This is a genomic window from Mucilaginibacter corticis (assembly GCF_007558865.1).
Taxonomy (GTDB): domain Bacteria; phylum Bacteroidota; class Bacteroidia; order Sphingobacteriales; family Sphingobacteriaceae; genus Mucilaginibacter; species Mucilaginibacter corticis.
Genome location: NZ_VLPK01000007.1, coordinates 58,984 through 74,018, shown reverse-complemented (window position 1 = coordinate 74,018; position 15,035 = coordinate 58,984). Strand labels below are relative to the sequence as shown.

Genomic DNA, 15,035 nt, shown 5'->3' with positions numbered 1-15,035 from the left:
AATTTATTATTTGTGGAGGCTAATGATTCCAAGAATTATAGCGCCTAATGATGCCAGTCCGGTAGTGTATCCCAGAATCTCTTGCGCTGTGTTGCCTTTAGGTTCGGGCTTAGTAGGCACATATATTTCGCTGCCAGGCTTAACTTTCGGATGGCTGTTAAAAAACAAGAATTTTGATGTTCCTTTAACAGTCCCATTCGGATATACTACGTAAGCACCACGCCTTAATGCCCTTGGCGAAAAACCACCCGCATTTAAAACATAGCCTTTAAAACTTTTTCCGCTACTGTACACTACCGCGCTTGGATAAAGAACCTCGCCGTTCACGCGTACGATTTGTTGTTGCTTGGGTATTCTTAAAACATCGCCATTTTCTAAAATCAGGTCGCCATCTTCCCCCGGCTTTTCTAATATCTTTTTGAGATTAATACCTACATAATTATTTCTGTATTGGGTAGTATCTGTATTACCCGCGTTTGCATCGTCGTTTTTGTATGACTGCTGTAAATGTTTCAGCCTTGCGTTTTGTTCTTTAACTAAAGCAGCCGTATCTAACTTAGTTTTATCGACACCAAGTACCGCAGCATTGTCTCTTTTTAAACTTCCACCTTCTACATCTGCTGATTGCGTAACACCTCCGGCCCTTCTTATCAGATCTGATATTTTTTCATTCTTTTTTTGAATGGTATAATTACCCGGAAAAATAACCTCTCCCTCAACTTTGACCACCTTTTGGGTTTCATATCCGGGCAGACTATATACCGATACAATATCAAACGGCCTGAGCGAAAAATTCATATCTTCAAATTTCAAATTCTGATCTATATTTACGCTAAACACCTGTGCTACAATGCTGTTTTTTTGATTTGGGTCACTATCAAATACGCGACGCGATACTTCAATCCGCTTTGAACTGGCGCCCTCTGCAAAGCCACCGGCTTTGATGATCAGATCGGCAACCTTCATGCTGTCGGCATAAGCAAAATCTCCCGGTTTTCTTACCTGGCCTTTAATGCTTACTTTATATTTATCATGCAGATCAAACATTGATGTTACAGAAACGCTGTCTTCCCTTTGCAGGGCAATATCTGAGGTAGCTTTACTTAATACATCCTGTACACTGAAAGATAATTGCTGCGTGCTATTATCAGCATTAAGCCTGGTGATGCTCCCTCGGCCGGTAAATGCATCTTCTTTTAATCCGCCCGCATTCTTTATTAACTGAGACAGTGTTAACTGGTTCTGCAATTCAAACTGGCCCGGCCTGAAAACTGCACCCGTAATGGTTACCCTGTTCTCATACCTGTCCAGGATCCTTGATACTGTATATTTATCGCCGCGAAGCGGGGTATAAGTACCAAATTCCGTTTCGCTGATATCCTTGAACCTGTGTTGCTGATTGTTAACCTGGTCAACTTTAATACGTTCTGTATAGGCCTGGTCTGTAAAACCACCGCTGTAGTTTAATATGTCCTGCAACTTTTCACCGGGTATGGTTTCAAAAATAGCGGGTATTTTAACTTCTCCTTTTAGCTCGACATGAATACCATATGTCGGTACATGAATTACATCCTGGTCACGTAGTACGATATTATTTTTACGGTCGCCTTTTACCAAAAAATCATACAGATCCAAATGACTCACTACCTTATTATTTCTGATCACGTCGATTTTCCTGAACGAACCAATATCATTGGGACCTCCGGCTGCAAATAAAGCATCAAAGGCGGTAGATAATGATGATAAGGAATAAGTACCCGGCTTAACCAACTCGCCTTGCAATATTACGCTAATTGTACGTATATCGCCCAGGCTAACAGTCACAGATGTACCCTTGTCTATGGCATAATTATTTGCAGCCAGTTTACTTTTTATGGCCGACGTTGCCTGCTCGATAGTTTTACCGGCAACGTTTAAAATACCGATACCAGGAATGTTGATATTGCCTTCAGGTGTAACCGTGAGCTGCCAGTTTGCTACAGAATTACCATAAACATTAACAACTAATTTATCATCAGGGCCCACTATGTAATTTACCGGGGTAGCTAACTTTAAATTAGGCTGAAAGGTATTTGCTTTACTGTTTCTGAAAAGACTTGCGCCAAATATCTTTGGTTGCATGTCTTTAAACAAGTCTGTTCTTAACTGCCTTAACGTATCGTTAAGCTGATTATTTCCCCTGCGGGCCGATTGGGTACCGGTATCTGTAACACCGCTATTATAGTTGGTGCTGCCGCCATCTTTTGCGCGTATGTCGGCTATGCGTGACTGTAAACGCTGTACCTGGGTTGCCGGTAAATTTCTGCTTTGTGCAAGCTGGATCAATTGACTGTCTGAAATTCCCTGTGATTGTGCGTTTTGCAAAAGCTGCCTTATCTGTGCATCAGCGTAATCGTCGACATTAAAGTTTGATAAATTTTGTGGTAATGACTGGGCATATACCGGTGGTAGGGCTAAAAAGCATAAAATGACCAGCAGGAATGCTCCAAAGAGTTTTAATTTATTCATGTTTTATTTTGAATTGTAAATGTAACACTCTTTAATACAAAATGATAGACCAAGAAGCACAGTTGCAAGTAAGATGAAACACGTTGCTGACAAATTCCAATTCGCAATAGCTGAAGAATTTTGTATTTCTTTGCGAAGCATGGGCATTGCACCTGTTAAGCTATAAAGTGTTGACATTCAAGCCCGCTGCGCAATTTTGTTTCCTTAATAAATCGCACATCGTCCAGCGTTTCGTTTTTAGGATCGTTCCGAAGTACTCCTTTTCGGACTTTTTTTTATTAGCTGTCTTTTTTGGTGTCTTTCACGCAATTGGGCACTGTTTTTTCGCCCTTCTTTTTCATCCCTTCCTTTTTGTAACCTGACCAGCAGGGATCTTTTTTCTTTTTAGTTGCCATGATTCTGATTTTTGTATTTGATCCAATAACCGTTCCATAAAATTGGAGCTGCCGGGAAAGGGCTAAGTTTTTTTTGGGAGATCATAGGACGGCAAGACAAACTCATTTTCCGCGCTTTTCTTTTCCCTGTTAAGTTTTTTGGCAATGTACTTGACCAGTCGGCTGCCTGTAGCCATATCGATTGAATGATTCAACAAACTCAAATTTTTGACCAGCTAATCATCGTCAGCAGTGCCTTCCTCATAAGTCTGTTTAGACGGGTCGCGTTTCGGGTCATTGTCGGATTTGCCGGTTTGCGCCTTGGCATAATCAGGACTTCCTTCCTGGTCAAGCGGTTTAAAATTGTTGGATTCCGTATGTTCTTCAGCAGGCTGCTTCCGGTTAAAGTAAGCGTTATCCTCGCCTGCGTTTTGAGCCGGATTGTTGTCATCATTACCAGCTTGGGTGATGTTGTTTTTACCAAAGTTTTCACCACCGTTTGGCTGTCCTTCTTTTATGATTTTTGTTGTTTCGTTGTTAGCGGACATATGCGTTATTGTTTATCTTATAATATAAGGCAAGGTGATGCAATTTGTTTGCACCGAGTTTAGCTCTTATCTTCGCAGTAAAAACCTGAAAATGAAGAAATTTGTAATTTTCCTATTATTATCTGTTTCCGGTTTAATCGCAAAAGGACAGGCATCAAAGTTTGAAGTGGTATCGAGAGGGAAAGATAGTAAAGGCAGAATAAACCGCTTATCAGTATATGTTTCTAAAATGTCCCTGATAAAAAAAATCAATCCGGTACTCTGGGGGAAGTACAAATCGACTAAAATCAAAACGTTTCAGATTTTCTATTATGACGACAAAAAGATAGCTAAAGCTTATCACCAATTGTTATACAATAAGAAAATCACGAAAAAGCAGATGAACAGCATCAGTAAGCACGTCGTTGGGGAATTTGAATTTGTATTAGGAAAAGAAAATTTGTTTGTAGGGAAAAATGCTTTGCTAAATTAGTAATGCTCAGATGGGTCGTGATGATTTACTTACAGCTTATCGACTTTATTTCGTCTGAGACTCAACATGACCGCAGCTGCAATCAGACCCCCGGCGGTGTACCAGGCCACTGTCATTATTTTGGTTTGCGGGGTACGCGTCACCGGCGCATCATTCAAGGCCAGAGGTTTTGTCAATTCCAGAGCGCCAATACCAGCAGCCAGTCCGCTGGCGGCGCCCGCCAGCAAAAGTTTTTTTTGTTTGCCCAGACCGATCAGGCTATAATAGGCCGCATTGCTCAACAGATCAGCGGCCATCGTCGCCATAAAAAGGTCGTTGCCGCCGGGCGGCTCGATTCCGATTTTGTCCAAGCCTTTCGATAGCGCCTCTTCACCGATCAGATCAACGCGGGGCGCATCACGGGCAAAATGTTTTACGGCCTGGTGTAAAACATTCAGGGCAAGTGCGCCCGCAAGTCCGCCGATGCAACTGCTGATTATTTTGTTCATGACCGACTTATCGAAATACCGTGCCAATCCTACCGAATATTTTACCAGTTCAGGAGCATAATTAAGTTTCCGGTTTTGGGACGATGTATCAAACGCAAAGATTAATTATTTTAATTTGCCAGGCGGATTACTGGCATGGAATTAGTCCGCTGACGAAGACAGGTAGAGATCTAAATACAGCCTGAAAATTTGGCAAGAAATAATGCAATGACACACAAGATTTTGCTTTTAGAGGATAATGCGGACATCACGGAAATGCTGAGGACCTGGCTTAGTTCGCTGAATTATGAGGTCATTACTTTTCAGCAGGTAGAAGATATTGTTACCCTGGCGGAAGAAGTTTCCCCCGATTTGGTGCTGCTGGATTATTTACTGGGAGGCATCAATGGCGGAGAGTATTGTGCCCAATTAAAAAAGAATGCCGGCACGCAACATATTCCTGTAATTATGTTATCGGCTCATCAGCGGGTTATCGAATCCCTGGGCCATTATGGTTGGGACGCTTTTATTGCCAAACCTTTTGATCTGTCGGAGCTAGCCTTAAAAATCAGCGAGTTGATCGACAAGGCTCATGATCCTCTAGCCGTTTAATTCGTTGATGACCTGTTCTTTGGCTTTCAATGATGATGCCTGTACCTTAAACGCAATAAGCGCAGGCCGATCAGGTAGGGCATCATAAAAGGGATAGCGGGAACGGCAGCCAGATAGCCGGCGGTAGCGAAAGGCTCAGGTACAGACGGCGGAAGAATAACCAAAACAATACACATGATACCTACAGCGAGGAACCAGCTGCTGCTGCGCGGAGACATCAACTTTGCCTTTTTAAGGGAAAGCACGAACAGTAAGGTCGCGAGATTGGTCAAGGCCACTTCAACTACGGAAACTACGTAGAAAAATTGTCTGACGGGTAGGTACCAATCCGGTCTTTTACCGGCCGGTAAAGTAATGAACAAGCGGAAGGCGCTTGTTAAAAAATACCCCCAGTAAGCCATGTTCAGTATAAATAATGGGAGCGCAATACTGAATGCCATCAAACCGAGCACAGCATAGTTGCACTCCGCCTGATCAGCTAACTTTATTTTCATTAAAGAAAAGCCCATCAAAGCGAGGATACCCCCTAAGATCAGCAGGCTGTATCTTACCTCCTGTTCTGCCGCTGTCGCCAGCCAGGCCGACATCGCCGGGGGCGGCGGCCCCATACCGGCAAAAACGGCGAACAAAATCCATGGAAAAATCAGGAGCAGGCCCGCGTTTCTCCAGCCGCCGGATGGTGTTTCCCCTGCATTTGCCCCACGTTTAAAAAGCTGCCGGATGGCAAAAATCATCAGGCAGGTATTGAGAAACCACAAAGGCAGGTAAACATGATAACTTACATGCCCGATGCCAAATCCGACTGCAGCGACCAGCGCAGGTAACAGATATAGATAAATCACAGCTGATTTTTGCGCGCGGTCCATAGGCGATTGTGTTAATCCCTTAACTTATCGAATTTTATTGGCCTAAACTAATAAAGCCTGCTCAAACTGACGAGCCAGAATAACCCGTTTACGATGACCGGTTTTGCCGGTATGGTTGATGATAATCCCGGTAAAAATCTTTTTTGGAATCCCGGTAAGCGCTGATCGCGCCAAGCCAGTACATGGTTTTGATGTAGCACCAGGCCAGGTCAAGCTGATGCGGCTTGAATCCGCTGCGGGCGCTTTTAGGGTATAAGTGGTGGTTGTTATGCCATTCACCGGCTACATAGCCCGGCCATAGCTGATTGATCGAACGGTCGCCGTGATTGTAATCGACACCCGGTCTTTGCTTTTCTTTACCTTTGGCATGGCCTTCATAATTAAAGGTCCGTACACCTACCGCCCAAAATCCCGCTGCTCCAAAGAGACTCACTGCTAAAGCAGTCCCGCCAATGAGATAAAATGCGGTAAACCAAAATGACCAGTTAAGCAGCCAGGACAATAAGGCCCGCCAGGGATTGACATAGGATCCCCAGCGCTGGTATTGCTGATAAGTATTGGCTTTTACGCCTGTATGTTTCATTAACAATTTTACGCGGTTATAGCAGCCTTCACCCAGATCCTTGGCGATGGGCTGATGATTGACATCGGCCAAAAAGCAATACAGGAAACCTGCCTGCGCGTTATAAGGATCTCCGGGCTGATCAGATTTGGAGTGATGCACGTGGTGTGAAATGACATAGATCTCTTCCGGTATCACGTTAATGGTCAGGTTTTGCGTGATGAATCGCCAGAACTTATTTTTAAACGTGTATGCACCGTGCGTACAATAGCGGTGGTGCCAGATGGTCCCATGCGTACCCATGACGATCATACCGTAAACAAAGGCGGCAAGTATTGTCCACCAATACTGGTAACTGATCAAAAACAAAATAAAGAAGGCGGACAGGCAGATCACTTTCAGCCAGCTGAAAAAAGGCAGCCAGTTTTTCCTGGTTTTAAAAACATTCAAGCGGGAAAAGAACTCTGCAAAAATTTGTTTGGCGGTAGGCTTTACTAAAGCCTGCTGCGCATCCTTCCAGCCATAGGAAGGGGTTTGTAGTACGTAATCTAAAAATGGCATGATGAATTGCTTTAATATTAAATCAGCTGCGTTGACGGCCGGCATTGTAGGCGACAACGTATTGCAGCTCTTGCTGACGGATCGTTGTTGCATCCGGCGCTGTTTCATTATTTATTTTTTGACGCAGTTCCAACCTGATCAGGCCAAGCAGTTCCACCAGACTTTCGGGCATGGTTTTTAAGGACACCGCCGGGAAATATTGTTTTTCCAGCAATGTTTTTCCGTGTGCCGATGCCAGGGTAACTTCCCAGTTTTCATCAGCTTTAAAACCGAATTCGCGTGCGCAGTTCTGCAGGTCGTAAACATAAACCCGGGCCTGGAACTCTATTGTTTTTTCTGTCATAATTGTTGTTTAATAAACTTTTCGAATTTTAATGATCTTCAGCCAGTGCATCATTTTCATGACCGGGTAAACCGGATCGATCTCAAACCAGCGTTTGCCGAAATTGGCGCTGTTGGGATGCTTGTGATGGTTATTCTGAAAGAGTTCGCCCAGCATCAGGAAGTCGAAGGGTGTCGTATTTTTGCTCTTGTCCTTATTATCAAAATTGGTATAGCCGTATTTGTGGCCGCACCAGTTCACAATGGCCCCGTGGATCGGGCCCATCATAAAATGGATGGGTAATAACAGGAAAAGCCACCAATGTGCAGCAAAGAAGATATAGAAGGTCGTATAAGCTGCACCAAAAAGAATCCTGGATAAAATTGACGAACCCATGCGGTCTATCAGCGGCCATTCGGGATAATGTCCGGGAAATTGTGCCTCCGGATCCTTAACCCTTTTGACATAGTCGCTAAACGTACTGACGGTATGTTTCATCATTTGAAACACGTCAACGAAGAAATGCGGCGAATGCGGATCTTGCTCGGTATCACTATAAGCGTGGTGCGCCCGGTGCATGAGCGCGTAAGCGCGCGGGTTTAAAAAAGAGGCGCCTTCGAAAAGGTAGGCCAATAAATAAAACACGCGCTCCCAGGCTTTACTGGTGGTAAACATGCGGTGCGAGGCATAGCGGTGCTGGAAAAAGGTTTGAAAAAATAAAGAGCCAAACCAGTGAGCTATAAAAAAGATGAATATGATCAGCATAAAACTAGCTTTAACAGTAAAATAACAGGCATGGCTTTTCCAGGACTGTTGCGGTAAAAATTGGGAAGGGATTGGGTGAGGGTGGTCGCCGGATCCGGCGGTATCGGGTAAAAAGAAAAGCACCCGTCCTTGAACGGATGCTTTTACGATAATTTTATAGCAGGCTAATTAGATTACTTTAACATTGATCGCATTAAGGCCTTTTTTGCCTTCTTCGGTATCAAATTGAACCTGATCGTTTTCACGGATCTCGTCAATTAAACCAGATGAGTGTACAAATATGTCACTCCTGTCATTAGTTTGTGAAATAAATCCAAAGCCTTTTTCAGCATTAAAAAATTTCACGGTTCCTTCTTTTTGCATTATATTTTATTTAATAAGTCCGCAAGGTACGAATATAATTTGGTATATTTTACTACTTGTTAAAATATTCAATTATAACGTTAACATATCACTGGTTTTAGAAAGAACCGTATCTGTAAAGAATTTAAACTCGGGTGTACCTTTATCTCATTAACTGTGCAGGAATGACCTTTAAGTAAAGTGCCTTATTTAACTTGCCTGGCTTCGGCGTTTTTCAATTCCTGATAAAGTTCGATCAGTCTTTTTTGAAGGGTCATCACTTCTGCTTCTCTTTTCGCTAATTTTTGATTTACCGTCGCAAACTCAACCTTAGTCATGCTCCTTTCCGCCAATACATCCAAGTCCAGTAATTGTGCTGCCGATAAGCCGAAAATCGCCGCTATTTGTTCCAGTCTGGATAGGTTAATGTCTGTAACCCCGCTTTCAATTTTGGATAACGCAGGAATGGATATCGCTAGCTTATTTGCAATATCATGCTGGTTCCAGCCTTTTTGCTGACGTAATAATTTGATCTTTTTTCCAAGCACATTCATATCAGGAAGGGCTAAATGAGAATAGCTACAGGATCAAATATCGTAAAATTATTTTAGAGATGAAATGTTAGTCACTTAGCTCGAACGGGTAGAGGACTCCGTTTAGCAGTTCCTGCATCACTTTTCCGCCTTATCAACTAAATCCTGGCAGGCGATATCTATAGCAGTTTATTGTTCTGTTGTAGCTCTCGTAAGCCGCAGTTTTTCAACCGGTTCGTTTGTATATTCCAGATTTGTCATGCTGTACTATATAGCATTTAAGGTAGATACAGGGTTTGGAAATAAATGTTGACGTGCGAAATAAGGATAGTTACGGTTTCACTTTTAATTAAGCTGATTTATTTCCTGATTGTTTAAACATTTGCGTTAAACGATGTGTTTCTCTACTGTAAATCAATAGATCGTGGAACACATGGACAATTCACAGGAAGATCAGGAAGCGCAAAAAACGGGTACGACCAGGCGCCAGTTTTTGGGACAAGTTGGTTTGGCAAGCGCCGGGCTGCAGCTCGTCCCCCTGCTTTCTAAAGCCGGGAGTATGCTGCCTGACAATGAAGCGGCCCCAGCTGAACCGGTTACCGTTAGTTTAATGGTCAATGGCAGCAGGAAGACCCTAACACTCGATACCCGCGTCACGCTGCTTGACGCGCTCCGCGAAAAACTCCAAATGACGGGCAGCAAAAAAGGCTGTGACCATGGGCAATGCGGTGCCTGCACGGTGTTGGCCGACGGCCGCAGGATCAATTCCTGTCTGCATTTGGCCGTGATGTGCGAAGGAACCGAAGTTACCACGATTGAGGGGCTGGCCAAAGGTGAGGAATTGCACCCGATGCAGGCTGCTTTTCTCAAACATGATGGTTTCCAGTGCGGGTACTGTACGCCCGGCCAGATCTGTTCCGCCGTCGGGCTCGTCAGGGAAGGTCATGCGCATACCGACGAAGAGATCCGCGAACAGATGAGCGGCAACATTTGCCGCTGCGGTGCCTATAACAATATCCTGGATGCCATCAAAGAAGTTCAAACAGCCTAAACCGAGAAGAAATGCAACCATTCAAATATATAAAGGTACCGGACACCCCCGCGGCAATCCGTGCTGCCGGTATCAACCAGGCTAAATTTATCGCTGGCGGCACGAATGTGCTTGACCTGATGAAACTCGATATCGAAAAGCCCAGGCAACTGGTCGATATCAACCAATTATCCCTATACAAGATCGAAGAACTGCAGAACGGCGGGATAAGAGTCGGCGCGCTGGTTAAGAACAGCGACCTGGCCTATAACCCGGCCATCAAAAAGAATTACCCGCTTTTGTCCGAAGCGATCCTTTCGGGGGCCTCACCGCAGTTACGCAATATGGCGACCACGGGCGGCAACCTGATGCAGCGCACACGCTGCCCTTATTTTTACAGCACCGATTTTGCCTGCAACAAACGGGTGCCTGGTTCAGGTTGTGCCGCGATCAGCGGCTATAACCGTATGAACGCGGTATTAGGTACCAGCGATCATTGTATCGCTACACACCCTTCTGATATGTGCGTGGCCATGGCGGCCCTAGGGGCTGTGATCCATGTGCAGGGCGCAAAAGGAACTAGAGCGATACCTTTCGCGGATTTTCACTTATTGCCGGGTCAGACACCTCACCTGGAACATAACCTGAAAGCTGACGAGTTGATCACGCATGTGGAATTACCGCCATTAGCTTACGCGGCCAGGTCACATTATTTGAAAGTACGGGACAGGGCCTCCTACGAATTTGCTTTAACTTCGGCCGCCGTTGCACTTGATATCCAAAACGGGATCATCAAAGCCGCAAGGGTCGCCCTGGGCGGTGTCGGTACCAAACCCTGGCGTTCCATCGCTGCCGAGCAGGTATTGACCGGTTTACCGCCGAATACCGCCTCTTATCAAAAAGCGGCAGACACGGCTATGCTGGATGCGAAACCCAATAAAGATAATGCCTATAAAATAGAACTGGCCAAACGTACACTGGTACGCGCCTTGACCACAACCGGAGAAATATCATGAACGAGCTCACAGGAAAACCAATAGACCGGGTTGACGGCAGGCTGAAAGTTACCGGGGGAGCAACCTACGCGGCAGAGTTCCCTGTCAAAAATGTTGCTTATGGCGTAACGGTCACCAGTACCATAACCAAAGGCCGCATCAAAAATATAGATACCGGCGCTGCCGGGAAAATGCCGGGTGTGCTCGGGATCATGACCAGCGAGAATTGTATGCAGCTGCATTTCCCCGCAGGATCAGATCCCGGCGCAGGTAAATATGCGGAGAAAGACCTGTTGCCTTTGCAGAATGACCGAGTATTTTATGGTGGCCAGCATATCGCGGTCGTCGTCGCGGAAACCTTTGAACAGGCGGAACATGCTGCTGCGATGGTAAAAGTTGAATACGCGGAACAAACGCCTGTTGTCGGGTTTGAAAAAAACGCCTTGACAGCTTACAAACCCGCCTCTGGTTTGGGTGGTGCCGAAACCCAGGTAAAACGCGGCGATGCAGATGCGGCGATGCAAACCGCGGCTGTAAAAACGGATGCCACATACACCACGCCGGTGTTCAGCCATAACGCGATGGAACCGCATGCCAGCCTTGCCGTTTGGGAAGGCGATCAGCTGACGGTTTACGACGCTACCCAATCTGTAATGGGTGTAAAAGCATTGCTTTCAGCTATGCTGGGTGTCCCCGCTGAAAAAGTGAGGGTAATCGCGCATTATATCGGCGGCGGTTTCGGGTCCAAAGGTTTTACCTGGGCAAACCCCTTTTTAGCGGCGATGGCGGCCAGACAATTCAACCGCCCGGTAAAGATCGCCCTGGCCCGCCAGCAGGTATATTCCACTGCCGGCCGCCGTACCCAAACTTCACAAAAGATCGCGCTGGGTGCAGATCGTTCCGGTAAGTTGCTCGCTGTCAAACATGCGACGATTTCCGAAACTTCTTTTGTTGACGAATTTGTAGAAACAGCAGGCGTCGCTACGCCGATGCTTTACAGCAGTCCAAACGTGGATGTCAGCCATGAACTGGTTCGGCTGAACCGGGGTACCCCCTGCCCGATGCGCGCGCCGGGTGAGTCTGTTGGCACTTATTCGCTGGAAGTGGCTATGGATGAGCTGGCTGAAAAACTGAATATAGATCCGCTACAGCTTCGCCTGATCAATCACGCCGATACGGAAGAGCAAAAGAAAAAACAGTTTTCTGAAAAGAGCCTGAAAGAATGCTATGAGCGCGGCGCAAAAGCGATAGGCTGGTCGAACTGCCCGGCAAAACCAGGGCTGACAAAAGAAGGCAGATACCTGGTAGGCTACGGTATGGCGACAGCCACCTACCCCGCTAACCGGAGCGCCTCATCCGCGAAAGCCACTTTATTCGCAGACGGTCACGCGGAGATCCTTTGCGGAACCCAGGATATTGGTACAGGAACTTACACCATCGCGACACAGATCGCGGCAGATGCCTTCGGTTTGCCGGTTGACAAGGTTACCGTTAAATTAGGGGATAGTATGTACCCTAAAGGCGCGCAGTCCGGTGGTTCGCAGGTGACCGCCAGCGTTGGCCCTCCGATAAGAGCGGCAGCTTTGGGCGCGGTCGATAAGCTGATTACAATAGCGATCGCAGATCCGGGTTCTCCCCTGCATAACCAAAAGAGGGAAGATATCATAACCGGGAACGGGCGCATTTTTTTAAAGGACGACGCAAACAAAGGCGAACCGCTGGTTGCTGTGCTCAGCCGGAAAGGATTGGACAAAATCGAGGCGGATGCCAAAACTAATGTTTCCACGCGGCCTTCATTGCCGGCACCGGCACCGGCAGGAAGCCCGGAAGCAAAAACGGAAGAAGAAAGTAAAACCAACATGGCCGTACAGGAAGACGAAAATACGGACAGGTCTGCTTATGCCTTCCATTCCTTCGGGGCACAATTTGTCAAAGTATTGGTCGACCCGGACCTGGGAACGATCAAAGTGGACAAGATCGTCGGCGTAATGGATATCGGCAAAGTGATGAACCTGAAAACGGCTGTTAACCAGATCAAGGGCGGGATGATCTTCGGCCTGGGGATGGCTTTGATGGAGAATTTACAATATGACCCGAACAATGGACGGATCGTGACCCGTGACCTTGTGCAATATCTTGTACCCGTGCATGCGGATATCCCGGAGATCGAGGTGCAGTTCATTGACCGGCCGGATCTATATATCTCCCCTTTGGGCGCGAGGGGAATCGGCGAGATCGGGGTGACCGGTATGGCGGCGGCGATTGCCAACGCGGTCTATAACGCAACGGGTAAACGAATCAGGGACCTGCCGATCACGCCGGATAAACTAATTGTTTAATTTCAATAAGCGGGCATAGTCTTCGACGGTATCAATGTCAATAGCTCCTTTGTCAAAGGGAATCGTAACTACTTGCGCTGCATAATCTTTGAGTATTTTTTTTGCTCCATCTTTTCCTGACAGTCGCAATAAATGAGGGAACAGACTGCGGTTAAACAATACGGGTACGCCAATCGCATTGTTGTAGGAACAAGCGACAATAGCCTTACCTGTAGTTTCCTGTTTTGTAATTAATGCATTTAACAATCCGGCGTCAACAAAAGGCTGGTCGCAAACCATGATGATCGCATTGTCGAAAGTATTGTCCTTATCGATTTCCCCGATCGCCAGCCTTATTGAAGATGCCATACCTTCTTTCCAGTTTTCATTATAGAGGATCGCAACTTCCGGGAATTCCTTGATATGCTTGGCATTGGCTCCTAAAATAATAACTATGGTTGCGCAATCGGATTGCAGGCCGGCTTCAACGGAAAGTTCCAATAGGGTTTTGCCTTTAAAGTCCAGGTTTTGTTTGGGTTTTTTGAGCCTGGATGATTCTCCGGCGGCGAGAATTACTAAGGCGGTCATCATGTGCTGTGAATTACGGTCGTTTTATATTTTAAAGGATGTCCGTTTCTTTCGGAAAATACGGCTTTGATCTCGGCTACGATGGAAAGTGCGATCTCTTCGGCGGTTTCTGAACCAATATCCAGACCTACCGGGCCATGTATGGTTTCGAGGTTTCTTTCTGTAATATTCGTGCCGCTTTCTTCCAGTTCGCTTAGCATTCTTTCCAGTTTTTTCTTCGGGCCTAAAATACCGATATAGGAAGGGTCCAAGGGCAGCAAGTCTTTCAGAAAGCTGAATTCGTAATTGTAGTTATGGGTCATCAGCACGAATGCGGTCCATTCGTTTATGGCGATATTTTGTACGATTTGCCCGGGTTTGGCAACCAACAATTGATGCGGAAGCGGAAAGCGGTCCGCAGTGACATAATTCGGACGTCCGTCTATAACCGTTATATGCCATCCTAATACCGCGGCGAACTCGGTCAAGGGGATCGCGTCATTACCTGCACCTAAGATCACCAGGGAAATTAAGGGTTTAACACATTCTATAAATGCCGTGCAGCCTTCATAACCGGTAACCACAGATCTTTGGGTATTCAACGCGTTATTCGCGTCTTCCAGCAATTCATTTTTGTAAGGTAATTTTTCAATGCCGGCGGAAATGATTTGACCATCCGCGATAAATAAACAGGAACCCGGCTGGCGCGCCTTCCTGTTTTCCAGGTTAAATAAAGTGACGAACACCGCGTAACTTTTATTGGCAATAGTTGCTTTTAGCAGCGAAATGGGATTAGTTAGTCCCCCGGTAATGGGCTCGATCAGGATATGAATGATCCCGTTGCAGCCCAGGCCGACGCCCAGTTTCGCATCGTCGTCATCCATGGTATCGTAAGTCACCAGCAAGGGTTCCTGCTGCAGGATCACCATCCTGGCTTTACGCAAGGCATCCCCCTCCAGGCAGCCGCCGCTGATCGCGCCGGTTAACTGCCCGTCTTCTGTGATCAGCATCCTCGCCCCGGCCCTGCGGTACGCTGAACCTTCCACCAGGACGACCGTGGCCAGCGCGGTTTTTACACCGGTTTTAACCGCCCGTTCATAAGCGGCGACAATGTCGATGAGCTCTTTCATTAAATCATTAACACCATAATTTAAATAGCGTTTATATTAAGTGGTAATTTCCTGATGCGCTTT

At 46.2% G+C, this 15,035-nt stretch carries 16 protein-coding genes; 5 read left to right on the top strand and 11 right to left on the bottom strand.

Going from position 1 to position 15,035, the window contains the following annotated elements; all coding sequences use genetic code 11:
* Positions 1-6 precede the first annotated feature (6 nt).
* Together FO440_RS23100 and FO440_RS23095 are read right to left on the bottom strand one after the other, a co-directional pair.
* A complete protein-coding gene (locus FO440_RS23100; RefSeq protein WP_144250682.1) occupies positions 7-2,508 on the bottom strand; it encodes an SLBB domain-containing protein in 2,502 nt (833 codons plus the stop codon).
* A 610-nt stretch (positions 2,509-3,118) separates the two neighbouring features.
* Positions 3,119-3,430: a hypothetical protein gene (locus FO440_RS23095; RefSeq protein WP_144250681.1), complete on the bottom strand. Its 312-nt coding sequence runs from the start codon at positions 3,428-3,430 to the stop codon at positions 3,119-3,121.
* Positions 3,431-3,521: 91 nt separating this feature from the next.
* On the opposite strand from FO440_RS23095, the gene FO440_RS23090 reads away from it, so the two are divergent.
* Positions 3,522-3,902 (top strand): hypothetical protein, encoded by a 381-nt coding sequence (locus tag FO440_RS23090; protein ID WP_144250680.1) that lies wholly within the window; start codon positions 3,522-3,524, stop codon positions 3,900-3,902.
* A gap of 29 nt (positions 3,903-3,931) precedes the next feature.
* On the opposite strand, the gene FO440_RS23085 is transcribed toward FO440_RS23090, so the two are convergent.
* Entirely contained in the window at positions 3,932-4,390 is a 459-nt protein-coding gene (locus FO440_RS23085) for a hypothetical protein (RefSeq protein WP_144250679.1), read from the bottom strand.
* A gap of 207 nt (positions 4,391-4,597) precedes the next feature.
* On the opposite strand from FO440_RS23085, the gene FO440_RS23080 reads away from it, so the two are divergent.
* Positions 4,598-4,981: a response regulator transcription factor gene (locus FO440_RS23080; RefSeq protein ID WP_144250678.1), complete on the top strand. Its 384-nt coding sequence runs from the start codon at positions 4,598-4,600 to the stop codon at positions 4,979-4,981.
* A 26-nt stretch (positions 4,982-5,007) separates the two neighbouring features.
* Here the strand turns inward: FO440_RS23080 and FO440_RS23075 are convergent, their stop codons facing one another.
* From FO440_RS23075 to FO440_RS23050, 6 genes are all read right to left on the bottom strand, one after another.
* Positions 5,008-5,847, bottom strand: coding sequence for a hypothetical protein (locus FO440_RS23075; RefSeq protein WP_144250677.1), 840 nt, complete (start codon positions 5,845-5,847; stop codon positions 5,008-5,010).
* 88 nt (positions 5,848-5,935) lie between these two features.
* On the bottom strand, positions 5,936-6,970 hold the full coding sequence (locus FO440_RS23070) for a fatty acid desaturase (protein WP_144250676.1): 1,035 nt from the start codon (positions 6,968-6,970) through the stop codon (positions 5,936-5,938).
* Between the two features lie 22 nt (positions 6,971-6,992).
* Positions 6,993-7,313 (bottom strand): hypothetical protein, encoded by a 321-nt coding sequence (locus FO440_RS23065; protein WP_144250675.1) that lies wholly within the window; start codon positions 7,311-7,313, stop codon positions 6,993-6,995.
* A 9-nt stretch (positions 7,314-7,322) separates the two neighbouring features.
* Positions 7,323-8,054 carry an acyl-CoA desaturase gene (locus tag FO440_RS23060; RefSeq protein WP_144250748.1) on the bottom strand — a complete coding sequence of 244 codons (732 nt, stop codon included), beginning with the start codon at positions 8,052-8,054 and terminating at the stop codon, positions 7,323-7,325.
* A gap of 171 nt (positions 8,055-8,225) precedes the next feature.
* Complete coding sequence (locus tag FO440_RS23055; RefSeq protein WP_144250674.1) at positions 8,226-8,420, bottom strand: cold-shock protein; 195 nt, start codon at positions 8,418-8,420, stop codon at positions 8,226-8,228.
* Between the two features lie 185 nt (positions 8,421-8,605).
* A complete protein-coding gene (locus FO440_RS23050) occupies positions 8,606-8,953 on the bottom strand; it encodes a helix-turn-helix domain-containing protein (RefSeq protein ID WP_144250673.1) in 348 nt (115 codons plus the stop codon).
* A gap of 412 nt (positions 8,954-9,365) precedes the next feature.
* Here FO440_RS23050 and FO440_RS23045 point away from each other — a divergent pair, with 412 nt between their 5' ends.
* The 3 genes from FO440_RS23045 to FO440_RS23035 are packed head-to-tail and all read left to right on the top strand — an operon-like array spanning position 9,366 to position 13,296.
* Positions 9,366-9,983 carry a 2Fe-2S iron-sulfur cluster-binding protein gene (locus FO440_RS23045; RefSeq protein ID WP_186292778.1) on the top strand — a complete coding sequence of 206 codons (618 nt, stop codon included), beginning with the start codon at positions 9,366-9,368 and terminating at the stop codon, positions 9,981-9,983.
* Positions 9,984-9,994: 11 nt separating this feature from the next.
* On the top strand, positions 9,995-10,978 hold the full coding sequence (locus tag FO440_RS23040; RefSeq protein WP_144250672.1) for an FAD binding domain-containing protein: 984 nt from the start codon (positions 9,995-9,997) through the stop codon (positions 10,976-10,978).
* Positions 10,975-13,296, top strand: a complete 2,322-nt coding sequence (locus FO440_RS23035) for a xanthine dehydrogenase family protein molybdopterin-binding subunit (RefSeq protein WP_144250671.1) — start codon at positions 10,975-10,977, stop codon at positions 13,294-13,296. Before FO440_RS23040 ends, FO440_RS23035 begins: the two co-directional genes overlap by 4 nt.
* Here the strand turns inward: FO440_RS23035 and FO440_RS23030 are convergent.
* Both FO440_RS23030 and FO440_RS23025 read right to left on the bottom strand, forming a co-directional pair.
* Complete coding sequence (locus FO440_RS23030; protein ID WP_246104308.1) at positions 13,285-13,866, bottom strand: nucleotidyltransferase family protein; 582 nt, start codon at positions 13,864-13,866, stop codon at positions 13,285-13,287. The genes FO440_RS23035 and FO440_RS23030 overlap by 12 nt on opposite strands.
* The gene (locus FO440_RS23025) at positions 13,863-14,972 is read right to left on the bottom strand and encodes an XdhC family protein (RefSeq protein WP_144250670.1); all 1,110 of its coding nucleotides are present in this window, start codon (positions 14,970-14,972) and stop codon (positions 13,863-13,865) included. The genes FO440_RS23030 and FO440_RS23025 overlap by 4 nt, the downstream gene beginning before the upstream one ends.
* Between the last annotated feature and the right edge of the window lie 63 nt (positions 14,973-15,035).

What these genes read in the sequence shown, in the direction of transcription:
- FO440_RS23045 (WP_186292778.1), top strand. Translation starts at nt 9,366, where the DNA reads ATGGACAATTCACAGGAAGATCAGGAAGCGCAAAAAACGGGTACGACC.
- FO440_RS23085 (WP_144250679.1), bottom strand. Translation starts at nt 4,390, where the DNA reads ATGAACAAAATAATCAGCAGTTGCATCGGCGGACTTGCGGGCGCACTT.
- FO440_RS23070 (WP_144250676.1), bottom strand. Translation starts at nt 6,970, where the DNA reads ATGCCATTTTTAGATTACGTACTACAAACCCCTTCCTATGGCTGGAAG.
- FO440_RS23025 (WP_144250670.1), bottom strand. Translation starts at nt 14,972, where the DNA reads ATGAAAGAGCTCATCGACATTGTCGCCGCTTATGAACGGGCGGTTAAA.
- FO440_RS23040 (WP_144250672.1), top strand. Translation starts at nt 9,995, where the DNA reads ATGCAACCATTCAAATATATAAAGGTACCGGACACCCCCGCGGCAATC.
- FO440_RS23075 (WP_144250677.1), bottom strand. Translation starts at nt 5,847, where the DNA reads ATGGACCGCGCGCAAAAATCAGCTGTGATTTATCTATATCTGTTACCT.
- FO440_RS23100 (WP_144250682.1), bottom strand. Translation starts at nt 2,508, where the DNA reads ATGAATAAATTAAAACTCTTTGGAGCATTCCTGCTGGTCATTTTATGC.
- FO440_RS23095 (WP_144250681.1), bottom strand. Translation starts at nt 3,430, where the DNA reads ATGTCCGCTAACAACGAAACAACAAAAATCATAAAAGAAGGACAGCCA.
- FO440_RS23090 (WP_144250680.1), top strand. Translation starts at nt 3,522, where the DNA reads ATGAAGAAATTTGTAATTTTCCTATTATTATCTGTTTCCGGTTTAATC.
- FO440_RS23080 (WP_144250678.1), top strand. Translation starts at nt 4,598, where the DNA reads ATGACACACAAGATTTTGCTTTTAGAGGATAATGCGGACATCACGGAA.
- FO440_RS23050 (WP_144250673.1), bottom strand. Translation starts at nt 8,953, where the DNA reads ATGAATGTGCTTGGAAAAAAGATCAAATTATTACGTCAGCAAAAAGGC.
- FO440_RS23035 (WP_144250671.1), top strand. Translation starts at nt 10,975, where the DNA reads ATGAACGAGCTCACAGGAAAACCAATAGACCGGGTTGACGGCAGGCTG.
- FO440_RS23065 (WP_144250675.1), bottom strand. Translation starts at nt 7,313, where the DNA reads ATGACAGAAAAAACAATAGAGTTCCAGGCCCGGGTTTATGTTTACGAC.
- FO440_RS23055 (WP_144250674.1), bottom strand. Translation starts at nt 8,420, where the DNA reads ATGCAAAAAGAAGGAACCGTGAAATTTTTTAATGCTGAAAAAGGCTTT.
- FO440_RS23030 (WP_246104308.1), bottom strand. Translation starts at nt 13,866, where the DNA reads ATGATGACCGCCTTAGTAATTCTCGCCGCCGGAGAATCATCCAGGCTC.